19 protein-coding genes and 1 pseudogene are annotated in these 19,506 nt (G+C 71.5%); 11 read left to right on the top strand and 9 right to left on the bottom strand.

Translation table 11 applies throughout. The features are described 5' to 3' along the window. Positions 1–34 precede the first annotated feature (34 nt). On the bottom strand, positions 35–571 hold the full coding sequence (locus HAV40_RS28220) for a phospholipase (RefSeq protein WP_166386517.1): 537 nt from the start codon (positions 569–571) through the stop codon (positions 35–37). Positions 572–767: 196 nt separating this feature from the next. On the opposite strand from HAV40_RS28220, the gene HAV40_RS28215 reads away from it, so the two are divergent. Both HAV40_RS28215 and HAV40_RS28210 read left to right on the top strand, forming a co-directional pair. Further along, positions 768–1,268: a SigE family RNA polymerase sigma factor gene (locus tag HAV40_RS28215; RefSeq protein WP_166386515.1), complete on the top strand. Its 501-nt coding sequence runs from the start codon at positions 768–770 to the stop codon at positions 1,266–1,268. Then, the gene (locus HAV40_RS28210) at positions 1,265–2,035 is read left to right on the top strand and encodes a hypothetical protein (protein ID WP_166386513.1); all 771 of its coding nucleotides are present in this window, start codon (positions 1,265–1,267) and stop codon (positions 2,033–2,035) included. Before HAV40_RS28215 ends, HAV40_RS28210 begins: the two co-directional genes overlap by 4 nt. Before the next feature lie 81 nt (positions 2,036–2,116). Here the strand turns inward: HAV40_RS28210 and HAV40_RS28205 are convergent, their stop codons facing one another. Further along, on the bottom strand, positions 2,117–3,760 hold the full coding sequence (locus HAV40_RS28205; protein WP_239086902.1) for a glycoside hydrolase family 10-like protein: 1,644 nt from the start codon (positions 3,758–3,760) through the stop codon (positions 2,117–2,119). A gap of 162 nt (positions 3,761–3,922) precedes the next feature. On the opposite strand from HAV40_RS28205, the gene HAV40_RS38130 reads away from it, so the two are divergent. Beyond that, positions 3,923–5,257, top strand: a complete 1,335-nt coding sequence (locus tag HAV40_RS38130; RefSeq protein WP_203671858.1) for a hypothetical protein — start codon at positions 3,923–3,925, stop codon at positions 5,255–5,257. Positions 5,258–5,324: 67 nt separating this feature from the next. Here the strand turns inward: HAV40_RS38130 and HAV40_RS28195 are convergent, their stop codons facing one another. The 3 genes from HAV40_RS28195 to HAV40_RS38685 form a co-directional block, all read right to left on the bottom strand. Continuing rightward, a complete protein-coding gene (locus HAV40_RS28195; RefSeq protein ID WP_166386509.1) occupies positions 5,325–6,356 on the bottom strand; it encodes a 2-oxoacid:ferredoxin oxidoreductase subunit beta in 1,032 nt (343 codons plus the stop codon). Continuing rightward, positions 6,349–8,181, bottom strand: a complete 1,833-nt coding sequence (locus tag HAV40_RS28190; RefSeq protein ID WP_166386715.1) for a 2-oxoacid:acceptor oxidoreductase subunit alpha — start codon at positions 8,179–8,181, stop codon at positions 6,349–6,351. The genes HAV40_RS28195 and HAV40_RS28190 overlap by 8 nt, the downstream gene beginning before the upstream one ends. Before the next feature lie 257 nt (positions 8,182–8,438). After that, on the bottom strand, positions 8,439–10,205 hold the full coding sequence (locus tag HAV40_RS38685) for a SigE family RNA polymerase sigma factor (RefSeq protein ID WP_239086903.1): 1,767 nt from the start codon (positions 10,203–10,205) through the stop codon (positions 8,439–8,441). 75 nt (positions 10,206–10,280) lie between these two features. Here HAV40_RS38685 and HAV40_RS28180 point away from each other — a divergent pair, with 75 nt between their 5' ends. The 3 genes from HAV40_RS28180 to HAV40_RS28170 all read left to right on the top strand — a co-directional run bounded on the left by HAV40_RS28180 (position 10,281) and on the right by HAV40_RS28170 (position 11,819). Next, complete coding sequence (locus HAV40_RS28180; RefSeq protein ID WP_166386507.1) at positions 10,281–10,652, top strand: NADH-quinone oxidoreductase subunit A; 372 nt, start codon at positions 10,281–10,283, stop codon at positions 10,650–10,652. 139 nt (positions 10,653–10,791) lie between these two features. Beyond that, positions 10,792–11,346, top strand: coding sequence for a DivIVA domain-containing protein (locus HAV40_RS28175; protein WP_166386505.1), 555 nt, complete (start codon positions 10,792–10,794; stop codon positions 11,344–11,346). After that, positions 11,343–11,819, top strand: coding sequence for an SRPBCC family protein (locus tag HAV40_RS28170; protein WP_166386503.1), 477 nt, complete (start codon positions 11,343–11,345; stop codon positions 11,817–11,819). The genes HAV40_RS28175 and HAV40_RS28170 overlap by 4 nt, the downstream gene beginning before the upstream one ends. Before the next feature lie 98 nt (positions 11,820–11,917). On the opposite strand, the gene HAV40_RS28165 is transcribed toward HAV40_RS28170, so the two are convergent. Continuing rightward, the gene (locus HAV40_RS28165; RefSeq protein ID WP_166386501.1) at positions 11,918–12,817 is read right to left on the bottom strand and encodes a sterol desaturase family protein; all 900 of its coding nucleotides are present in this window, start codon (positions 12,815–12,817) and stop codon (positions 11,918–11,920) included. Positions 12,818–12,859: 42 nt separating this feature from the next. Here HAV40_RS28165 and HAV40_RS28160 point away from each other — a divergent pair, with 42 nt between their 5' ends. Continuing rightward, positions 12,860–13,438 carry a DNA-3-methyladenine glycosylase I gene (locus tag HAV40_RS28160; RefSeq protein WP_166386499.1) on the top strand — a complete coding sequence of 193 codons (579 nt, stop codon included), beginning with the start codon at positions 12,860–12,862 and terminating at the stop codon, positions 13,436–13,438. A 24-nt stretch (positions 13,439–13,462) separates the two neighbouring features. Then, positions 13,463–13,651 (top strand): annotated as a pseudogene (locus HAV40_RS28155) (hypothetical protein); the annotation flags it as partial. On the opposite strand, the gene HAV40_RS28150 reads toward HAV40_RS28155, so the two are convergent. Further along, positions 13,648–14,433 (bottom strand): enoyl-CoA hydratase-related protein, encoded by a 786-nt coding sequence (locus tag HAV40_RS28150; RefSeq protein WP_166386495.1) that lies wholly within the window; start codon positions 14,431–14,433, stop codon positions 13,648–13,650. The pseudogene HAV40_RS28155 and the gene HAV40_RS28150 sit on opposite strands and share 4 nt — an antisense overlap. After that, positions 14,433–15,224, bottom strand: a complete 792-nt coding sequence (locus tag HAV40_RS28145; RefSeq protein WP_166386493.1) for a PaaX family transcriptional regulator — start codon at positions 15,222–15,224, stop codon at positions 14,433–14,435. Before HAV40_RS28145 ends, HAV40_RS28150 begins: the two co-directional genes overlap by 1 nt. A gap of 287 nt (positions 15,225–15,511) precedes the next feature. On the opposite strand from HAV40_RS28145, the gene HAV40_RS28140 reads away from it, so the two are divergent. Then, complete coding sequence (locus HAV40_RS28140) at positions 15,512–15,679, top strand: DUF3117 domain-containing protein (RefSeq protein WP_120317235.1); 168 nt, start codon at positions 15,512–15,514, stop codon at positions 15,677–15,679. A gap of 280 nt (positions 15,680–15,959) precedes the next feature. After that, positions 15,960–17,414, top strand: a complete 1,455-nt coding sequence (locus HAV40_RS28135) for a leucyl aminopeptidase family protein (protein ID WP_166386491.1) — start codon at positions 15,960–15,962, stop codon at positions 17,412–17,414. A 93-nt stretch (positions 17,415–17,507) separates the two neighbouring features. Here HAV40_RS28135 and HAV40_RS28130 read toward each other — a convergent pair whose 3' ends face one another. Next, positions 17,508–18,122: an O-methyltransferase gene (locus tag HAV40_RS28130; RefSeq protein ID WP_166386490.1), complete on the bottom strand. Its 615-nt coding sequence runs from the start codon at positions 18,120–18,122 to the stop codon at positions 17,508–17,510. An 82-nt stretch (positions 18,123–18,204) separates the two neighbouring features. Here HAV40_RS28130 and HAV40_RS28125 point away from each other — a divergent pair, with 82 nt between their 5' ends. Continuing rightward, positions 18,205–19,476, top strand: coding sequence for a S1C family serine protease (locus tag HAV40_RS28125; RefSeq protein WP_166386488.1), 1,272 nt, complete (start codon positions 18,205–18,207; stop codon positions 19,474–19,476). The last annotated feature ends 30 nt before the right edge of the window (positions 19,477–19,506 follow it).

Below are 19,506 nucleotides of genomic sequence, written 5' to 3'. Positions count from 1 at the left end.
GAAGCCTGCGCAGGAACCGCGGAAGCGGGCGTCGTCAGTCGTTCGCGGCGGCGTGGGCGCGCAGCGCGTCGTCCTTGATCTTCTGGGCCTTGGCGATGTCGGCCTGGCTGACCGCGCCGACGCTGCCGAAGGCCTTGACGGCCTGGTAGTAGGTCCAGGCGAGGCTCGTGCAGGCGGGGCGCACGACGGCGTTGTACGTCGCGCACTTGCGCTTGAGGTCCTCGTAGAAGGCGCTGTCCAGGCGGGACTTGTTCGCGGAGAACTGCCCCATCGCCTTGTAGTTGCGGTAGTTGAAGTCGTGCCGGTGGCAGGACAGCTTGAAGTCGAAGCCGAGCGGGTTGTCCGGGCTGGTGGAGCAGTAGTCGGTGCTCCAGTCGAACGCGTACGCCGACCATGCGCCCTGGTTCTGCCGCGCGCTGTTCCACGCGTTGTAGCTGTTGACGCTGGTCTGCGACCAGCTCGACATGACGGACAGCTTCTCGGCGGGGGTCACCGCCTGGGCCGGGGCGGCGATCGCGAGAACGGCGATCATCGCGGCCGCGGGGGCGAGCAGCAGGCGCAGACGGGACATGGCTTCACCTCGGCGAATAGGGTTCGTCAGGGGTTCAACGAGCCGATCGGCCGATGCGTGGTTGAGCATCGGTGGAGCTGAATGTAGCCGTTGCGCGGATGTTTCGGAAGTGTTGATTTTTCCGTCGCTGCATAGATGTGCAACCCCGCTGGAAGCCGCTTACGTCCCCTGCGCGGAGACGATCGGAGGAGACGACGTGAGGCGCGAGGACGAGCCCGAGTATCGGGAGTACGTGGCGGCGCGGATGGAGAGCCTGCGGCGCACCGCGTTCCTGCTGTGCCACGACTGGCATGCCGCTGATGATCTGGTGTCGACGGTGCTGTTGAAGCTGTACCGCTCCTGGTCGCGGGCGCGCGGTGCGGACAACGTCGACGCCTACGTGCGCGGGATGCTGACCAACGCCTGGCTGGACGAGCGTAGGCGGCCGTGGCGGCGCGAATGGCCGCAAGCGGAGCCGCCCGAGGCCCAGGCCCCACCCGTCGAGCCGGGTGACCGCAGCGGCATCGGCCGACTGCTGCGCTCGCTGGGCCCGCGCCAGCGGGCAGTGGTGGTGCTGCGCTACTACTGCGACCTGTCGGTCGAGCAGACCGCGCACCTGCTCGGCATCTCCGAGGGAACCGTGAAGAGCCAGTCGGCTCGGGGGCTGGAGACCCTGCGCGGCCTGGCAGTCGACGCGCATGCGGAGGGACGGCTATGAACGACTACCGAGAATGCCTGGACGAGTACGTGGGCACCGCCCCGCGTACCACGATGGACATCGACGACCTGGTCAAGCGGGGCAGGCGCGCCCAGCGGGGCCGCCGGATCGCCGCGGCCTCCGGCGGCCTGGCGCTGACCGTGGCCGCGGCGCTGTCGGCGGTCAGCGTGCTCGGGCCGCCGGTGCGCCCGCCGCGGCCCCCGGCGGCGGCCTCAGCCGCCGTCTCCGCGCATGCGGCCCCCGAGACGCCGGACGAGAGGGCGCAGCGGCTGCTGGCGGCCGTCAAGGCGGCGATAGCCCGCGAGGCGCCGGGAGTGGCCGGCCTGGCGACCCTGCGGCGGCAGATGCACGTGTGCAGCCCGGGGGCGACACCGCCCGCGCGGCTGGCCCCCTACGACGCCGCCACCTTCGACGCCGCCTGCCCGGACGACTCCCCGCTGCACCGGCTGCGCCTGGAGAACTTCGACTGGATCGGGCAGCTCACCATCGGAGGTGTCACCAGCGCGGTGCGCATCCATGTGGGGGCGATGCCGCAGGACGATCCCGCCGGGGAGCCGGAGCTGGTGCCCGGCCTGGTGGGCAAGGTGCCCGGCGGTGGCACGGGACTGTCGAGAACCCCGGGCGTGACCGTGCTGGCGAACGAGTCGGCGGTGCAGGTGGTGAAGCCGGACGGGACCCTGTTCTTCGTGGGGCACCCGGAGAGGCACGCCCTGCCGTGGACCGACCTGTGGCAGTCCGTCGGCGTGGATCCGGCCGTGCACCTCTGACGGCGTACGGAGAGGGCGCCCGCCGGGTCTCGGCGGGCGCCCTCTCACCAGCACGCGAAGGGGTGCGTGCTCACCCCTGGATCAGGGGACGAAGCGGGCCGGGCTGGGCAGGCTCTCGTTGTAGAGCCGGTCCAGCGAGGTGACGAAGTAGGTGTAGCGCTGGCCGGGCACGGCGGTGGTGTCCGTGAACGACGTGCCCCGGGTCGTGGCGACCAGGTGCGAGGCGTCGGCCAGGTCGCAGGCGCCCGGCAGCAGCCGCAGGCCGTCGAGCCGGTAGACGGCGTACGACGTCGCGGTGCCGAAGGGGCCTGCCCCGTCGGCCAGCGGCTGCCACTTCAGGGCGACTCCGGCCTCGCTCCGGTCGGCCTTGGTGACGACCGGGAACAGCAGCGGCTTGCTGGGCAGGTGCGTCATGGTGGGCACCAGGGCCGGCTTGCTGTAGTGGTCGGCCGCGTACAGGTCGGTGGCCCCGATCCGGTTGGCCCGCACCTGCACCGCGCTGAAGTGCACGTTGCCGGACACGTTGTAGTCGCGGTTGAAGGTGAGGTGCTTGCTCATCTCAGCCGGGTCGAACCACGCCGCGGGCTGGCCGGCGGTCGCGATCTTGTAGTCGGCCTGGCCGATGTAGAGCTGCGTGTTGGTGCCCGCGACCACCTCGGACCACCACGGGACGAGCTTGGCGTAGTCGGCCACGGCCAGCCCGATGTTCCAGTAGATCTGCGGGACGATGTAGTCCAGCCAGCCCTCCTTGACCCACTTGCGGGTGTCGGCGAAGTTGGCGTCGTAGGACTGGGTGCCGTTGGTCTCCGAGCCCAGCGGGTCGGCGGCCTTGTTGCGCCAGATGCCGAACGGGCTGACCCCGAACTTGACCCACGGCTTGGCGGCCTTGATGCGGCCGCTCATCTCGTGCACCAGCAGGTCGATGTTGTTGCGCCGCCAGTCGGCCTTGCTGGCGAAGCCCGCGCCGTACTGCTCGAAGGTCGCCTGGTCGGGGAAGTCCTGACCGGCCGCCGGGTACGGGTAGAAGTAGTCGTCGAAGTGCACGCCGTCGATGTCGTAGTTCTCGACCGCGTGCATCATCGCGTCCTGCACGTACTGCCGTACCTCCGGAATGCCCGGGTTGTAGTAGAGGCGGCTGCCCGCCGCGTTGACCGGGTAGGCGAGCGCCCAGTCGGGGTGCGTCCGGGCGGGGTGGCCGGGGGCGAGGTTGTTGACGTCGGTGCCCGCGCCAAGGCCGCTGGCGCTGGTCGGCATGGAGACGCGGTAGGGGTTGAACCAGGCGTGGAACTCCAGGTTGCGGGCGTGCGACTCGGCGACCAGGAAGGCCAGCGGGTCCCAGCCCGGCCCGACGTTGTCGCGCTTGCCGGTCAGCCACTCCGACCAGGGCTCGTACGGCGACGGCCAGAACGCGTCGGCGGTGGGCCGGACCTGCACCACGACCGCGTTGTGGTTGAGCCGCTGGGCGAGGTCGAGCCAGCCGCGGTACTCGGCCTTCAGCTCCTCCTCGGCCTTGCCGGGAGCGCTCGGCCAGTCGATGTTCACCACGCTGGCGATCCACATGGCCCGCAGCTCGCGCTTGGGCTGTGCGGGGTTGAGTGTGCACTCCGCCGCGCCCGGTGCGGCCGCTTGCACTGCGGACAGCGGATCGGCCTGCGCGCCGCCGGGCACCAGCAGCGCGCCGAGCAGCGCTGTCGCGGACGCGGCCGCGATCAGTCTCATGCGCATGAGAATTCCTCCAGTAGCAATGTGCAGTCCGAAGAAAACTTTCATTCTCGAGCCAAGAACGCAAGGGTCTCGATGGACAGGGTTCCCGAGGACTTCTCATCTGCCGCTACCATCTGGCGGACGGTGACAGCGTGTCGCCGGCCACACCTGTGGGGAGCTGACATGTCCTACTCCGACTACGGTTCGCGCCGCGAGGAGCCGGAGGGTCACCCGGCGGACCCGTGGCGTCGGCCCGCTGAGGACGACGGGCGCGGCCAGCCGCCGGCGTCGGCCCCGACCTCCGGCACCAACGGCACATATCCCCAGCAATACGGCTATCCCCAGCAGAACAGCGGTTATCCACAGCAACCGGGTTATCCACCGGCCGGAGGTTATCCACAGGACGGCGGCTACGCCGGATCCGGCGGATACGGCGGCGGACAGCCCGGCACGGGCCGCCCCGGATACCCCGCGCAGGGTGGATATCCGCAGGCAGGGGGCTATTCGCAGCAGGATCCGCAGGGCACCCAGGGCGGTTATCCACAGCAGGGTGGCTACGGTCGCCAGGATGGTGGTTACCCACAGCATGGCGATGGTTACCCACAGCAGGGTGGCTACGGCCAGGGTGGATATCCACAGCAGGGTGGGTACGGTGCACAGGCAGGTCAGGGCGGCTACGGCAACCAGGGCGGTTATGCCCAGGACGGGTACGCGGCCCAGGGCGGTTACCCCCAGCAGGGCGGTCAGCAGTCCTACGGCCAGCCCGCGGCCTACGGCAGGCCCGCCGGTCAGGGCGGCTACCAGGACGGCTACCCGCAGCAGGGCGGCTTCCTGGGCGACGCGAGCGCAGCCGACGACCCGTTCGCCGGTCACGAGCCACGCAGCAAGCGGCGCCACGATCCCGACCCGCCGTACAAGAAGTCCCGCAAGGGGCTGTGGATCACGCTGGTCGTGCTGCTGGTGGTGTGCGGCGGCGGCGCCGGTGGCGCGTACTACTTCCTCAGCGACACCATCGGTGACGTCAAGGACACGGTCGACCAGGCCGCGACGATCACGGTGAAGGAACCGGCCCAGCTCGGCGGCCGGGAGAAGAGCACCTCACCCGACCTGGTGAAGGGCGCCCAGGAGCTGCGCACCCAGATGATCGCCGATGAGCCCGGGGTGACCGCCTCGGTCGCGGCCTTCTACGGGGACGTGAAGACGAAGAACATGGCCATGGCGTTCGCCGCCGCGCTGCCGGTGCTGAGCCCGAAGTCGGAGATGGACGGGTTCATGAAGGCGGTGACCGGCGACTCGAAGATCACCGAGCCGTGGGTGGACGTGCCTGCGGGGCCGCTGGGTGGTGTGGCCAAGTGCGCCGGGATGACCTCGGACGGCACGGCCATGGCGGTCTGCGCGTGGGCCGACGCCGGCAGTGTCGGCTCGATCATGTACTTCGAGAAGAAGGTCGCCGACGTGAAGGCGAAGTTCGCCGCGGACCGCGGTCAGCTGGAGATCAAGACCGAGCCGAAGTCCTGACCCCCGGCACCGACAGCGCCGCCCGCGACCTTCCGGTCGCGGGCGGCGCTTCATGTCGTGCGGTCGGCTACAGGATCGTCCAGGTGTCGCCGGAGTTGAGCAGCGCGGCCAGATCGGCCTCGGGCTCGCCGGCCTTCGCCTTGGCCGCGTCGAGCTGGTTGCGCACCAGCTCGTCGTAGGACGGGCGACGCACCGAGCGGAACACGCCCACCGGGGTGTGCCGCAGGTCCGGCCCGGCCAGCCGGGACAGCGCGAACGCGTACGCCGGGTCCTCGGCGTGCGCATCGTGCGTGAGCACCTCGCTCGCGTCGACCTTGCCCGCCTCGCCGACGGCCAGCCCGAAGCTGCCCGCCGGGTGGGTCACCACGTGCGAGTCGTCCTTGCCGAACGTGATCGGCTGCCCGTGCTCCAGCCGGATCAGGTACGCGTCACGCGTCTCGGGGTCCTTGAGCACCTCGAACGCGCCGTCGTTGAAGATGTTGCAGTTCTGGTAGATCTCCACGAACGCCGAACCCTGGTGCTCGGCCGCCTGGCGCAGCACCGACTGCAGGTGCTTGCGGTCGGAGTCGATGGTGCGGGCGACGAAGGAGGCCTCCGCGCCCAGCGCCAGCGAGATCGGGTTGAACGGTGCGTCCGACGAGCCGGTCGGGGTCGACTTGGTGACCTTGCCGATCTCGCTGGTCGGCGAGTACTGGCCCTTGGTCAGACCGTAGATCTTGTTGTTGAACAGCAGGATCTTGATGTTGACGTTGCGGCGCAGCGCGTGGATCAGGTGGTTGCCGCCGATGGACAGCGCGTCGCCGTCACCGGTCACCACCCACACGGTCAGGTCCGGGCGCGACACCGACAGGCCGGTGGCGATCGCCGGGGCCCGGCCGTGGATCGAGTGCATGCCGTACGTGTTCAGGTAGTACGGGAAGCGCGAGGAGCAGCCGATGCCCGACACGAAGACCGTGCGCTCGCGAGGGATGCCCAGCTCCGGCAGGAAGGTCTGCATCGCGGCCAGGATCGCGTAGTCACCGCAGCCCGGGCACCAGCGCACCTCCTGGTCGGACTTGAAGTCCTTCGCCGACAGCTGGACCGGCACCGCGTTAGACATTCTTGATCACTTCCTCGAGCATGGTCTCCAGCTGGGTGGAGGTGAAGGGAAGCCCGCGCACCTGGTTGTAGCCGACGACGTCGATCAGGTAGCGCGCCCGGATCACGTGGGCGAGCTGGCCCAGGTTCATCTCGGGGATGACCACCTTGTCGTACGCCGCCAGCACCTCGCCGAGGTTCTTCGGCAGCGGGCTCAGGTGCCGCAGGTGGGCCTGCGCCACGTTCACCCCGCGCTGGCGCAGGGCCCGCGACGCCGCCCCGATCGGGCCGTACGTCGAGCCCCAGCCCAGCACCAGCACCTTCGCCTCGCCGGACGGGTCCTCGACCGCGATGTCCGGCACGTCGATCGCCTCGATGCGGGCGGCCCGGGTGCGCACCATGAAGTCGTGGTTGGCCGGGTCGTAGGAGATGTCACCGGTCTTGTCGGCCTTCTCCAGGCCGCCGATGCGGTGCTCCAGCCCCGGCGTGCCCGGCACGGCCCACGGCCGCGCCATCGTCTCCGGATCGCGCAGGTACGGGTAGAACTTGCCGTCGTCGCCGTTGGGGCCGGTCGCGTACTCGACCCGCAGGTCGGGCAGCTCGCTGATCTCCGGCAGCAGCCACGGCTCGGAGCCGTTGGCGACGTAACCGTCGGACAGCAGGATGACCGGCGTGCGGTACTTCAGCGCGATCCGGCAGGCCTCGATCGCGGCGTGGAAGCAGTCCACCGGGGACTGCGCGGCCACCACCGCGACGGGAGCCTCGCCGTGCCGGCCGAACAGCGCCATGTTCAGGTCGGCCTGCTCGGTCTTGGTCGGCAGACCGGTCGACGGCCCCGCCCGCTGCACGTCGACGATCACCAGGGGCAGTTCCAGGGCGACCGCGAGCGAGATCGTCTCGCCCTTGAGCGCCACACCGGGACCGCTGGTGGTGGTGATGGCCAGCGCGCCGCCGTACGCCGCGCCCAGCGCGACGCCGATCGCGGCGATCTCGTCCTCGGCCTGCACCGTGGTCACGCCGAGCTTCTTGTGCTTGCTCAGCTCGTGCAGGATGTCCGAGGCCGGAGTGATCGGGTACGCGCCGAGCAGCACCGGCAGCTGCGCCTTCACCCCGGCGGCGACCAGGCCCAGGGCGAGCGCGGTGTTGCCGGTGATGTTGCGGTAGTTGCCCGGGGCCATCTTCGCCGGCGGGACCTCGTAGCGCACCGCGAAGCCCTCGGTGGTCTCCCCGAAGTTCCAGCCCGCGTTGAACGCGGCCTTGTTCGCGGCGACCAGTTCGGGGCGGGCGGCGAACTTCTTCTCCAGGAACTTCATCGTCGACTCGTGCGGCCGCGAGTAGAGCCAGCTCAGCAGGCCCAGCGCGAACATGTTCTTGGCGCGCTCGGCGTCCTTCTTGCTCACCGGGTGCTCGGCCAGCGCGCCCACGGTCATGCTGGTCAGCCCGACCTTGTGCACGTCCCAGCCCGCGAGGGAGTCGTCCTCCAGCGGGTTGGCGTCGTAGCCGACCTTGACCAGGTTGCGCTTGGTGAACTCGTCGGTGTTGACGATGATCGTGCCGCCCTTGGGCAGGTCGGCGATGTTCGCCTTGAGCGCCGCCGGGTTCATCGCCACCAGCACGTTCGGCGCGTCGCCGGGCGTGAGGATGTCGTAGTCGGCGAAGGCGACCTGGAAGCTCGACACGCCGGGCAGCGTGCCTGCGGGAGCACGGATCTCCGCCGGGAAGTTCGGCAACGTCGAGATGTCGTTGCCGAGCTGGGCGGTCTCCGACGTGAATCTGTCGCCGGTGAGCTGCATACCGTCGCCGGAGTCACCCGCGAAGCGGATCACCACCCGGTCGAGCTGATGGATCTCCTTGGCGGGATGCCCGTGCTCGCTGAGCTGACCGGCCTGCCCGGCGCCCTCACGATGTTCGGCCACTGGACGCGACCTCCTGCTGGGGTGGTGTGCTGTTACGTCTCGATTAAGGTCAGCCTACGTCGGCGGTAGGGAATAGCGTCGACACGGCCCCCCCAGCGAAACCATGCGGAACGTGATAAACACGACAGCACGCTGTGGGACGGGTCGCGCATATCACTGCCCCATCCCACAGAGTGGCATCCCATCGCCTATTCGGCGAACAATGTGCCATTCCAGGAGTAAGTCTTCTCCACGTCGGGCCCCTCACCTGGCGGATCCGTCGCGACGAGCAGGCCGCCCGCGGTGACCTCCCACCGGCTCACGCTGTGCCCGGCCGGGGTGGGCACCCTGGCCACGGCCAGCCAGCCGTCCGGGGCGGGATCGAACACGACCAGGTTGGCGCCGAGCGCGGTCATGGCGGTCGTGTCCTGCGGGTCGCCGGGCACGCAGAGCACCGACAGCATCAGGTACGGCCGCCGCTGCGGCAGGAGAAGCGGCAGGTACGGGCCGTTGGACGGCGCTCCGGGAATCAGCCGCCACTGCCGGTCGCCGTCGCGGGCGACGCCGTCGGCGTCGAACACCGGCCGCACCGGCCCGGCCGGGGCGGGCAGACCACCGCACTGCAGCAGGTCCGCCACGCCGGTCAGGTCCAGGCGGCGGCCGTCGACCGTCGGCAGGACCGGCGGGTATCCGGCGGACACGTCCTGCCGGGCGAACTCCTTGCCGGTCCAGCGGTAGCCGTACGCCATACCCATGCGGTAGTCCTGCGGCCCGGCGTGCCAGGGCTGCATCTCGGCGTTGAGCACGTGTTCGGCGACCCAGACGCTGGTGAAGATCGCGCCGCGCTCACCCGCCCAGCCGAGCGCCCGCAGCGTGCCGCCCTGCTCGCGGGCCACCACCAGCAGGTGCGACGAGCCGTCCCCGCTGTCCTCCGCGCCCGACAGGCAGTCCGCGTGCAGCACCGCCTCGGCCGCGCCGTCCCCGGCGAGATCGCCGTACGCGACCCGCTCGGCGCTCAACTGGAGCTGCGGGTACGCCCCGCCGCTGGTGATGACCTCCGCATCCGTGGGGCCTCGCCCCGTCCGGAAGGTCAGCCGCCCGGACGGGCAGTGCGGCGCGGCGGGCACCGTGATCACCGCGGTGCGCCAGTCCACGTCCCGGATCGGGTCGTCCGCCGCCACCGGGCTCACCGCCGGCGGGCTGGGCGGCGACCCGCTCGGCAGGGACCCGCTCGGCCGGGACACGCTCGGGCTCGGACTGTGCGCGGGTTGCGGAAGCTCGTCCCGGTCGGGGAGCACGCGGATCGCACACAGCACCACCAGCACGCACGCGGTCGCGGCCGCGATGGTCTTCATCGCCTGCCGCCGCAGCCGTCGCTGGTCGCCGCGCCGCCGCACGTCCCCCGGCGGCACGGGCCGACCGTCGGCCGAGTGCTCGCCGAGCAGCGCCGCGAGCTCCGTGCGGCCGCGGTGCAGCCAGGACTTGACCGTGCCGACCGGCACGCCCATCTGCCGGGCCACCTCGGTCACCGGCAGGTCCACGAGGTGGTGCAGCACGATCGCCTGGCGCTGGTCCATCGGCAGCGCGCGCAGCGCGGTCACCAGCGCCACGTGCTCCGGTTCCACCGCGGGCACGTCGGCGGGGCGCTGGCGCACCAGGTGCGCGGCGGCCACCCTCAGGTTGCGCCAGCGGGACCGGGCCAGGTTGACGGTCACCCGGTACACCCAGGCGGCCGGGCTGTCGTAGCCGGAGATGTCCGGCCAGCGCTGCCACGCCCGGCAGTACGCCTCCTGGGCGAGGTCGCGCGCCTGCTCGCGGTCACCGGTCAGGCCGAACGCGACGGCCACGGTGCCGGCGTAGTTCGCCTGGTAGAACGCGTCGAAGTCGGCGGCGTCGAGGGCGCGCCGGACGGCGGGCCGGGGTGCGCGCGCCGACAGGGGCACGGGTCCCGCCGAGGGTGGGAGCGGCAACGTCATGCAGTGTCACACCCGATGGCCCGTCATCCGGTTGCATGAATCCCCACCGTTCCCGCCAACCGTTAGGCTGCGGTCGTGAACGGTTACCTCGACGCGTACGCGACGGTGGCGCTGCTGCTGCTCGTCGGTGTGCTGATCATCGGAGGGGCGTACACGGCGAACCGGCTGCTGCGCCCGTCGCGGCCGAACGCGGCCGAGGGCAAACTCGACACGTACGAGTGCGGACTCGACCCGGTCGAGGGCGGCTGGGCGCAGATGCAGATTCGTTACTACGTCTACGCGTACCTCTATGTGCTGTTCGCGGTCGAGGCGGTGTTCCTGTTTCCGTGGGCGGTCGTCTATGCCCGCTCGGGTCTGGCCGTGGTCGCCGAGATGGCCGTCTTCGTCGCCGTACTGGCATTAGGCCTGCTCTACGCCTGGCGCAAGAACGCGCTCCGCTGGCTGTGACGCCCGCGCCGGGCACCACGCGGCCGCGTCCAGCCGTCGGCTACCGCCGGGTAATGAGCCGGACGGTTCCCGTGCCACAGGCCGGACAGCTCGGGTGGCAGGGTCGCGCTGGAGCGCCCTTCGTGCCACGATCGTGGGCATGGGCAACCTGCTGCTGCTGATCGTCGTCGCGCTCACCGTGGGCGCCGTGGTGTTCGGGGTGATGACGCTGGTCACCGGGGGTGACCCGGGACTCGCGCCGGCCGAACCCGACGAACGGGCCACACCGCTGCCCGCCGACCGCCCGCTCGTCGAGAGCGACGTGTCCCGGGTGACGTTCGACCCGACCTGGCGTGGATACCGGATGGCGCAGGTCGACCAGACGCTGCGCCGCCTGGCATACGACATCGGCTACAAGAGCGAGCTGATCCAGGTGCTCGAAGCCGAGGTCACCGCGCTGCGCGAGGGACGCGTCGAGGACGCCGACACCCTGGCCCGCGCCCGTGCCAGCGCGCTGGGCGTGCTCAGCGCGACCCCGGCCGCCGAGGCGCTGTCCGCCGACAAGACCGTGCCCGCCGAGGACACCGACCCGGCCGAGCCGGAGGCGATCGCCGACGAGGCTGCCGAGCAGCCGGTCGACGAGGCCGACCACGCGACCGACCCGGTGGACGCCGAGGTGGACGAGGCGGCGGCCGGCGAGCCGGTCCGTCGGTGACCGGGAGCGACCCCACCACTCCCGGCGCAGGCGAGGTCACCGCCACGATCATCGTCGCCGCGCCCGCCGAGCGGGTGTTCGCCGCGTTCATGGCCTGGGAGCGGCAGGGCGACTGGATCCCGCTGACCAAGGTGCGCGTGATCTCCGGCGACGGCGGCGAGGGCACCGTGATCGAGGCGATCACCGTGGCCGGTCCGGCCGTGCTGCGCGACGAGATGCGCGTGGTCAAAGTGGACCCGCCGTACGAGGTGCGGGTCGTCCACCAGGGCAAGGTGCTGCGCGGACCCGGCGTCATGCGGTGCACCCCGATGGGCGGCGACCGCACCCAGGTCGTCTGGCACGAGTGGTTCCACCTGCCCGGCGGTGTCGCCGGGCGGCTGGCCTGGCCCCTGCTCTGGCCCGGCTCCAAGGTCAGCCTCAAACAGGCCCTGAAGCGCTTCGCGAAGATGGTGGAGTCCGGCCGCCTGCCGTGAGCCGCCGCGCGGTGCTCCGTCGCGCTGGGTCATGATCGCCGTTTGAGGTCAGAACCTGCGGTGTGGCCCCAGTTTCTGACCTCAAACAGCGATCTTCGTCAGTCGGCGGCGGCGACGGCGACCGCGACCGGCTTGGCCGTGGCGGCCGGGGCCGGGGCGGGTGCCGGGGTGGGGGACCAGCCGGGGCCGCGCAGCAGGGTCGGGAGCCAGGCGCGTACGCGGCGGGTACGCAGGTCACGGAGGATCGCGGCGTACTCGTGGTAGGCCACCCGGAGCGGGTTGTGGGTGGTGATGTTCTTGGTGAGGCCGTAGACGGGGCGTTCCAGCTCCGGGGCGAAGGAGCCGAACAGGCGGTCCCAGATGATCAGGATGCCGCCGAAGTTACGGTCCAGGTAGCCGCCCTGGGAGGCGTGGTGCACCCGGTGGTGGGACGGGGTGTTGAAGACGAACTCGTACGGCCGCCACATCTTGTCGATGCGCTCGGTGTGGATCCAGAACTGGTAGACCAGGTTGATGCCGCCGCAGAACGCGGTCACGGCCGGGTTGACGCCGACCGCGGCCAGCGGCAGGTAGAACAGGAAACCGGTGAAGCCGGTCCAGGACTGGCGCAGCGCCGTGGACAGGTTGAACGTCTGCGACGAGTGGTGCACCACGTGCGAGGCCCACAGCAGGCGGATCATGTGGTGGCCGCGGTGCGACCAGTAATAGCAGAGGTCCTGGGCGATGAGGAACAGCGGCAGCGCCCACCAGTGGAAGTCGATGCGCAGCGGGGTGAGCAGGTAGATCGCGCTCGTGGCGGCGGCGGTGCCGATGCCCCAGAGCACGTCCCAGCCGAGGCTGCCCAGGCCCATGCTCAGGCTCGTCGCGGTGTCCTTGCCGCCGTAGCCGACCTCGTCAGCATCGGGATGGAACCAGTAGGACACGCGTTCTAGCACCATGAGCAGAATGAACAGCGGCACCGAGTACAGCACCACATTGGGGAATGGCGGCAGCTCCATGAGTTCCGAAGGCTATTCGCGTTCGAGTAAGGGGGCAAGAGGGTGAGCGACCTTATCGTCGGCGACGACGGGCTGGCACGCTGCGGCTGGGCGGCGAGCGCGCCGGAGTACCGCGCCTACCACGACGAGGAGTGGGGCACGCCGCTGCGCGGCGACGACGCGCTGTTCGAGCGGGTGAGCCTGGAGGCGTTCCAGTCCGGGCTGTCCTGGATCACGATCCTGCGCAAGCGGCCCGCGTTCCGGACGGCGTTCGCCGGGTTCAAGCTGGAGGCCGTGGCCGCGTTCGGGCTGGCCGACGTCGAGCGGCTGCTGGGCGACGCCGGGATCGTGCGGAACCGGTCCAAGATCGAGGCGACGCTGCACAACGCGCGGCTGGCGCTGGAGCTGCCGGGCGGGCTGAGTGACCTGCTGTGGTCGTACGCCCCGGAGCCCGGCCGCCCCCGGCCCGCCAGCCGGGCCGACGTGCCCGCCACCTCGGACGCCTCCGTCGCGATGGCCAAGGATCTCAAGAAGCGCGGGCTGCGTTTCGTCGGGCCGACCACGGCGTACGCGCTGATGCAGGCCACCGGCATGGTCGACGACCACCTGGCGGGCTGCCACGTCGCCGCGAAGCGGCTGTGATGGGATGACGGTGTGAGCAGGGAGTGGCTGGTCAGTGTGGCGTTGCCGATCGAGGCGGACTCGGCCGAGGAGGCGGTCCGCGAGTACTGGCGCTACGTCACCGAACTCGGCCCCGACGAGCTGCCCGCGTACGTGTCCCCGGCGGGGGACGAGCTGACGATGACGGCGTACGTCACCGACGGCGTCGCCCCCCTCGACCCCGAAGAGGACTAGCGGCCCTCGAACAGCGGCTTGCGCTTGGCGACGAACGCCTCGGTGGACTCGCGGTGGTCGGCGGTCGCGCCGGACAGCTGCTGCGCGGCCAGCTCGACCAGCAGCGCGTCGGCCAGCGTGCCGGTCGCGCCGTGCAGCAGCTCGCGCTTGATCTGCCCGTACGCCACCGTCGGCCCGGCCGCCAGCCGCGCCGCCAGCTCCTGCGCGACCGGCAGCACCTGCTCGTCGTCGTCGGTCAGCCGCGTCAGCAGCCCGAGCCGGGCCGCCTCGTCGGCCTTCACCGGCTCGGCCAGCAGCAGCAGCTCGGCGGCCTTGGCCGCGCCGACGAAGCGGGGCAGCGTCCAGGACACGGCGGTGTCGGCGGCCAGACCGACCCGGGCGAAGGCCATCAGGTACGACGTCGACGGGCCGCCGATGCGCAGGTCGGCGAGGAAGGCCAGACCCGCGCCCGCACCCGCCGCCGGGCCGCGTACCGCCGCGACCACCGGCTTGTGAAGCTCGGCCAGGGCCAGCGCCATCGGGTTGTAGTGCTGCTCGACGGTGTCGAGCGGGGCCTTGCCGCCCATGGTGGCCATGTGCTCGCGCAGGTCCTGCCCGACGCAGAAGGCCCGGCCCGCGCCCGCCAGCACCACCGCGCGGCACGCCGGGTCGGCGGCCAGCTCCTCGAACGTCTCCCGCAGCGCCACCTTGAGCGCGACGTCGAGCGAGTTGAGCGAGTCGGGGCGGTTCATGGTGACGGTGACGACGCCCTCGGCGCGGTCGACGAGCAGCGGTGCGGACATCAGCTCTCCCTGAGACAGTGGTCGACGAAACGGTCGGCGGCGGGCCGCAGCCGGGCGGCCTGCCGGTCGAAGAAGGCGGCCGCGGCGGTGCCCGGCCAGTCCGGCGGCAGCAGCGAGGCGGGCAGTTGCGGGTCGCGGAACAGGAACGCGCGCCAGGCGTGGACCAGGGCGCACCGGGCTGCGTACGCGGTGCGGTCGTCGGTCAGCCGCGTGATCGCGCCGACCACCGGCGTGAGCTGCGCCACGAACCCGGCGTACGAGGCGCCCACGGCCGGCACGTTCCACGCTCTCATGATCAGCTCTCGGGCGCCGTGCTCCCCGCCGGTGTGCGCGGCGGAGAACCGCTCGAAGCGCACCCCGGCGTCGGCCAGCAGCCCGTCGACCTCGCCCGCGGGGCGGGCGGCGAGCCAGACCCCGGTCTCCAGCCGCCCGTAGCCGAGGAACGCCAGCTCGGCGGCGATCCGGTCGCGCTCGGTGCGGACCTCGGGGGCGGAGATCACCAGCAGGTCGAAGTGCCCGTCCCAGGAGCTGCGGCCGGTCCGGTAGATGCGGGCAGCGGCCTCGTCGAGACGGCGTACCGCGCGCGGGGTGAGCTGGTAGCCCGGTCCGGCGGGCAGTCGCACCGGCGCGAGCCAGCCTTGTCGCACCATGCGGGACACCGCGGTACGTACCGCCGGTGCGGCGATGCCCAGCGGTGCGAGCAGCCGGATGAGGGCCGCGATGGCCGCCCTGCCGCCACGTTGTCGCAGGTGATCGCCGTAGAGGTCGAATAGTGCGGAACGAGCCTGCATGAGGGGTGATTGTGACAGATGTGAACTGCGCTGGCGAGATGATGTCACACCGTGACCGGCCCGGTTTGGGCTTAGCGGAGTCCATCAGGGAAAATCATTGGTCGGCACCCGTTCGTGTGGCCCCACCCAACCACACGCCGGTGCCGGACGGCGTACGAAGGCGGCGCGTCGCGGGCAGGCTGCAGCAGCGGTCCCCGCGGGGTTTCGCCGGCGGAGCAGGCGGGGAGACCCGCCAAGTCTTGCATTCAACCCGAGTGCAGGTCTGGCAAGTCTGAGGGGAGACACACATGGCGGCGATGAAGCCGCGGACGGGCGACGGTCCGCTGGAGGTCACCAAAGAGGGCCGGGGAATCGTCATGCGCGTGCCGCTGGAAGGCGGCGGGCGGCTTGTGGTGGAGATGACACCAGACGAGGCCACCGCTCTCGGCGAGGCCCTCAAACTGGCCGTCGGCTGACGTCGGGACCGGCCGGGCGCCATCCCGGCCGTCCAACCCACCCCTTCGGCGACGTGTGCCGCGCGGCTCGCGCGGTCTGACGCCGTCCCACCCCCGTTGCACCACTCCTCCTGACCAGCCCTGAACGCGTCCTACAGCCGGTGTGCCGCGCGGGCGGCGACCCCTGCCGGGCAGGCGCGGACCAGCACCTCCGTCGCGGCCGGCGACGGAGGGGGCGCGGTAGGGTCAGGCGGTCGGCGGCCGGTGGGACGTCGGCGGCACAGCCAGTGAAGGGGCAGGGATGATCTCGATTCGACTGGACGGCGCGGCGGAACTCGCCGGAACCGTCGCGTGCCCGGTGGGCACCGCCGAGGGCGAGTCCGCGGCGGGCACACCGCTCGCCGTGCTGCCCTCGGACGCCGCCGCCGAGGTGGCGGCGTTCCTCGCCGCCACCGAGCACAAGGGCTCGGCCGGGGCCGTCCAGACGCTGCCGCGCCCGCTACGCGAGCCGTCGAAGGTGCTGCTGGCCGGAATCGGCTCCGGCGACGAGGCGGGCTGGCGGGCGGCCGGGGCCGCGCTGGCCCGTGCCGCCGCCAAGGAGACCTCCCTCACCGTGCTCGCGCCCGCCGACCTGACCGACGCCGCGCTGCGGGGCCTGGCCGAGGGCCTTTGGCTGGCGTCGTACCGGTTCCGGGTGAGCGAGGAGAAGCCCGAGGCCGCGCTCAAGCTGGCCGAGGTCGTCATCGCCGTCGCGGCCAGCCCCGAGCGCGAGGACGCGCTCGCCGAGACCCGCACCGTCGCCGCGCACACCCGGTTCGCCCGGGACCTCACCAACACCCCGTCGCTGACCAAGACACCCGACTGGTTCGTGCAGCAGGTGCGCGAGCGGGCCGGGGACGGCGTGACGGTCACCGTGCGCGAGCGCGAGCAGCTGGAGGCCGAGGGCTTCGGCGGCATCGTGGCCGTCGGCGGCGGGTCCGTCAACGAGCCCCGCCTGCTGGAGCTGGCCTGGTCCCCCGAGGGCGCGACCAAGCACGTGGTGCTGGTCGGCAAGGGCATCACGTACGACACCGGCGGCATCGACATCAAGCCCAACGACGCCATGCAGCTGATGCGCAAGGACATGGGCGGCGCGGCCGCCGTCGTCGGCGCCCTGCTGGCCGTCGCCGAGCTGGGCCTGCCGGTGCGGGTCACCGCGCTCGCCCCGCTGGCCGAGAACATGGTCTCCGGCAGCTCCTGGCGCTCCGGCGACGTGGTCACCCACTACGGCGGCCTGACCTCCGAGGTACGCAGCACCGACGCCGAGGGCCGGGTCGTGCTCGGCGACGCGATGGCGTACGCGGTGGCCAACCTCGCCCCCGACCTGCTCATCGACCTCGCCACGCTGACCGGGGCGTCCCGGATCGCGCTGGGCAAGAAGACGGCCGCCCTGTTCAGCGGCAACGAGGCGCTCATCGACGGGTTCACGGCGGCGGGAGCCGCGGCCGGGGAGCCGCTGTGGCGGCTGCCGCTGGCCGAGGAGTACGCCGGGGACGTGTCGTCGGACATCGCCGACCTGGACAACGCGGCGGGCAACCCGGGGACGATCACGGCGGCGCTGTACCTGCGGGAGTTCGCGGGGAGCCTGCGCGACCGGTGGGTGCACATCGACATGTCCTCGCCGGCCTGGTCGGCCGCCCCGGACGGCGAGCTGACCAAGGGCGCGACCGGCTGGGGCGTACGCACCCTGGTCCGCTGGCTCTCAACGGTCTCCTGACCCGCTTTTTGCATAGACGCTGGCCTATCTCATCGAAAATGAGCCCCGTTTTTTCGATGAGATAGGCCAGCGTCTGTTTTAAGGGCGGGGGCGTCAGGACTTGACGGCGGCTAGGAGGCCTTCGCCGAGGGGGAGCAGGGCGGGCTGCCAGAGGTCGTCGTCGCGGACGGCGTAGGCGAGTTCGCGGACGGTGAAGACGTCGCGGCCGCTGGTCAGGATGCCGTGGAGGACGACCAGGCCGCCGGGGCGGAGCAGGCGGGCGGCGGCGTTCATGAAGGCGGCGTACTCGGTGGGGTCGGCGTCGACGAAGATCAGGTCGTACGCGCCGTCGGCGAGCCGGGGCAGCACCTCCAGCGCGCGGCCGGTGATGACGCGGGCCCGCGAGGCGGAGAAGCCGGCCTCGGTGAACAGCCGCCGGGCCATCCGCTGGTGTTCGGACTCCCGGTCGATGGTGGTGAGCACGCCGTCGGGGCGCATGCCGCGCAGCAGCCACAGGCCGCTGACCCCGGTGCCGGTGCCGATCTCGACGACCGCCTTCGCGGCGCAGGCTCCGGCGAGCATGCGCAGCGCCGCGCCGACCGCGGGCGCGACCGGTTGCAGACCGACCTCGACGGCCAGTCCGCGGGCCGTCTGCGCGATCACGTCTTCGGGGACGAACGACGCGATGAAGTCGCCTGCGCTACCGGGCTGGCGATGCAGCGTCGTCATGGGGCACCTTCCGTGAACAGTGATTTTTCACGTTGAAACCATGCCATCCTGAAACCGGGAAACGGGGACGGAGGGCTGGTCAGTGACCGACGGCTGGGGTTTTCGCCGGCCGGATGACGACGACGGGACGGCAGCGCAGCACACGCCACCGGCCGTCGCACCTCCGGCGTCGTTCTGGTGGTCTGATGCGCTCAACGATCCGTGGCGCGATCCGCACTCGCCGGTGGCGCTCGTGCCACCCGCCGAGCGCGCGCACGCACCCGAGCCGGAGCCGTTGGCCGAGCCTGACCATACCCGACGTCGTACGTTGTGGACAGTCGCCGGAGCGGCCGTGCTCGCGGGCGTACTCGCCGGGGTGCTCGGCGGGGCGATGGGCGTGCGGTTCAGCGACGACCGCCTGGCCGCCCGCTCGATCCTCGGCTCGACCGCCGCCCCGCCGCACCGGGCCCCCGAGTCGCTGGCCGCCGTGGCCAGCCTGCTGCTGCCCAGCGTGGTGACCGTACGGGTGCCGGTGGACGGCAGCGTGTCGCTCGGCTCGGGCTTCGTGGCCAGCGCCGACGGCCACATCATCACCAATGACCACGTGGTGTCCGGCAGCTCCGGAGTGGTGAGCGTCATATTCGACGACGGCACCAGCTCGCCCGCGAAGGTGATCGGCTCGGATCCCGAGTCGGACGTCGCGGTGCTCCAGGTCAAGCGCGCCGAACTGCACCCGGCGATGCTGGGCGACTCCGACGCGGTCGCGGTCGGCGACGCGGTGGTGGCCATCGGCTCGCCGCTGGCGCTGCGCGGCACCGTCACCGCGGGCATCGTCAGCGCGCTGGACCGGCCCATCGCCACCGAGGCCGACAACGGCGCGACCAGGTACTACGCCGCGATCCAGACCGACGCCGCGGTCAACCACGGCAACTCGGGCGGCCCGCTGGTCGACGCCGCCGGTCAGGTCGTCGGGATCAACGCCGTGATCAAGTCGATGGCGGGCAGCGAGGAGTCGGCGGGCAACATCGGCCTGGCCTTCGCCATCCCCATCAACCACGCCCGCCGGGTCGCCGAGGAGATCATCTCCGCGGGCCGGGCGCACCGTACGGTGATCGGCGCGGAGGTGGAGGAGTCGTTCCGCGGACCGGCCGGCGGGGTACGGCTGGGCCAGGTCACGGCCACCGGACCGGCCGCCGAGGCCGGGATGCGCACCGGTGACGTGGTGACCAGTTTCGCCGGTCGCCCGCTCAGTGAGCCGACGGACCTCATCGCACTTGTGCGGAAAGCTGCACCGGGTGCGGTGGTCGAAGTGACGTACAAACGTGGCTCCACCAGCCACGATGCCGCCGTGACACTCGTCGCTGACGCCGACTGAGGGGTGGCCTGTCCGGCCCTCGCGCACGTA

Origin of the sequence: Catellatospora methionotrophica (assembly GCF_011297335.1) — a bacterium.
Taxonomy (GTDB): domain Bacteria; phylum Actinomycetota; class Actinomycetes; order Mycobacteriales; family Micromonosporaceae; genus Catellatospora; species Catellatospora methionotrophica.
The sequence above is the reverse complement of the archived record's forward strand: the minus strand, read 5'-3'. Positions and strand labels throughout refer to the sequence as shown.

Bases quoted from the DNA above. Each gene is read 5' to 3' on its own strand.
- HAV40_RS28220 (WP_166386517.1), bottom strand. From the start codon at position 571: ATGTCCCGTCTGCGCCTGCTGCTCGCCCCCGCGGCCGCGATGATCGCC.
- HAV40_RS28210 (WP_166386513.1), top strand. From the start codon at position 1,265: ATGAACGACTACCGAGAATGCCTGGACGAGTACGTGGGCACCGCCCCG.
- HAV40_RS28205 (WP_239086902.1), bottom strand. From the start codon at position 3,760: ATGCGCATGAGACTGATCGCGGCCGCGTCCGCGACAGCGCTGCTCGGC.
- HAV40_RS38130 (WP_203671858.1), top strand. From the start codon at position 3,923: ATGTCCTACTCCGACTACGGTTCGCGCCGCGAGGAGCCGGAGGGTCAC.
- HAV40_RS28195 (WP_166386509.1), bottom strand. From the start codon at position 6,356: ATGTCTAACGCGGTGCCGGTCCAGCTGTCGGCGAAGGACTTCAAGTCC.
- HAV40_RS38685 (WP_239086903.1), bottom strand. From the start codon at position 10,205: ATGACGTTGCCGCTCCCACCCTCGGCGGGACCCGTGCCCCTGTCGGCG.
- HAV40_RS28175 (WP_166386505.1), top strand. From the start codon at position 10,792: ATGGGCAACCTGCTGCTGCTGATCGTCGTCGCGCTCACCGTGGGCGCC.
- HAV40_RS28165 (WP_166386501.1), bottom strand. From the start codon at position 12,817: ATGGAGCTGCCGCCATTCCCCAATGTGGTGCTGTACTCGGTGCCGCTG.
- HAV40_RS28150 (WP_166386495.1), bottom strand. From the start codon at position 14,433: ATGTCCGCACCGCTGCTCGTCGACCGCGCCGAGGGCGTCGTCACCGTC.
- HAV40_RS28145 (WP_166386493.1), bottom strand. From the start codon at position 15,224: ATGCAGGCTCGTTCCGCACTATTCGACCTCTACGGCGATCACCTGCGA.
- HAV40_RS28140 (WP_120317235.1), top strand. From the start codon at position 15,512: ATGGCGGCGATGAAGCCGCGGACGGGCGACGGTCCGCTGGAGGTCACC.
- HAV40_RS28135 (WP_166386491.1), top strand. From the start codon at position 15,960: ATGATCTCGATTCGACTGGACGGCGCGGCGGAACTCGCCGGAACCGTC.
- HAV40_RS28130 (WP_166386490.1), bottom strand. From the start codon at position 18,122: ATGACGACGCTGCATCGCCAGCCCGGTAGCGCAGGCGACTTCATCGCG.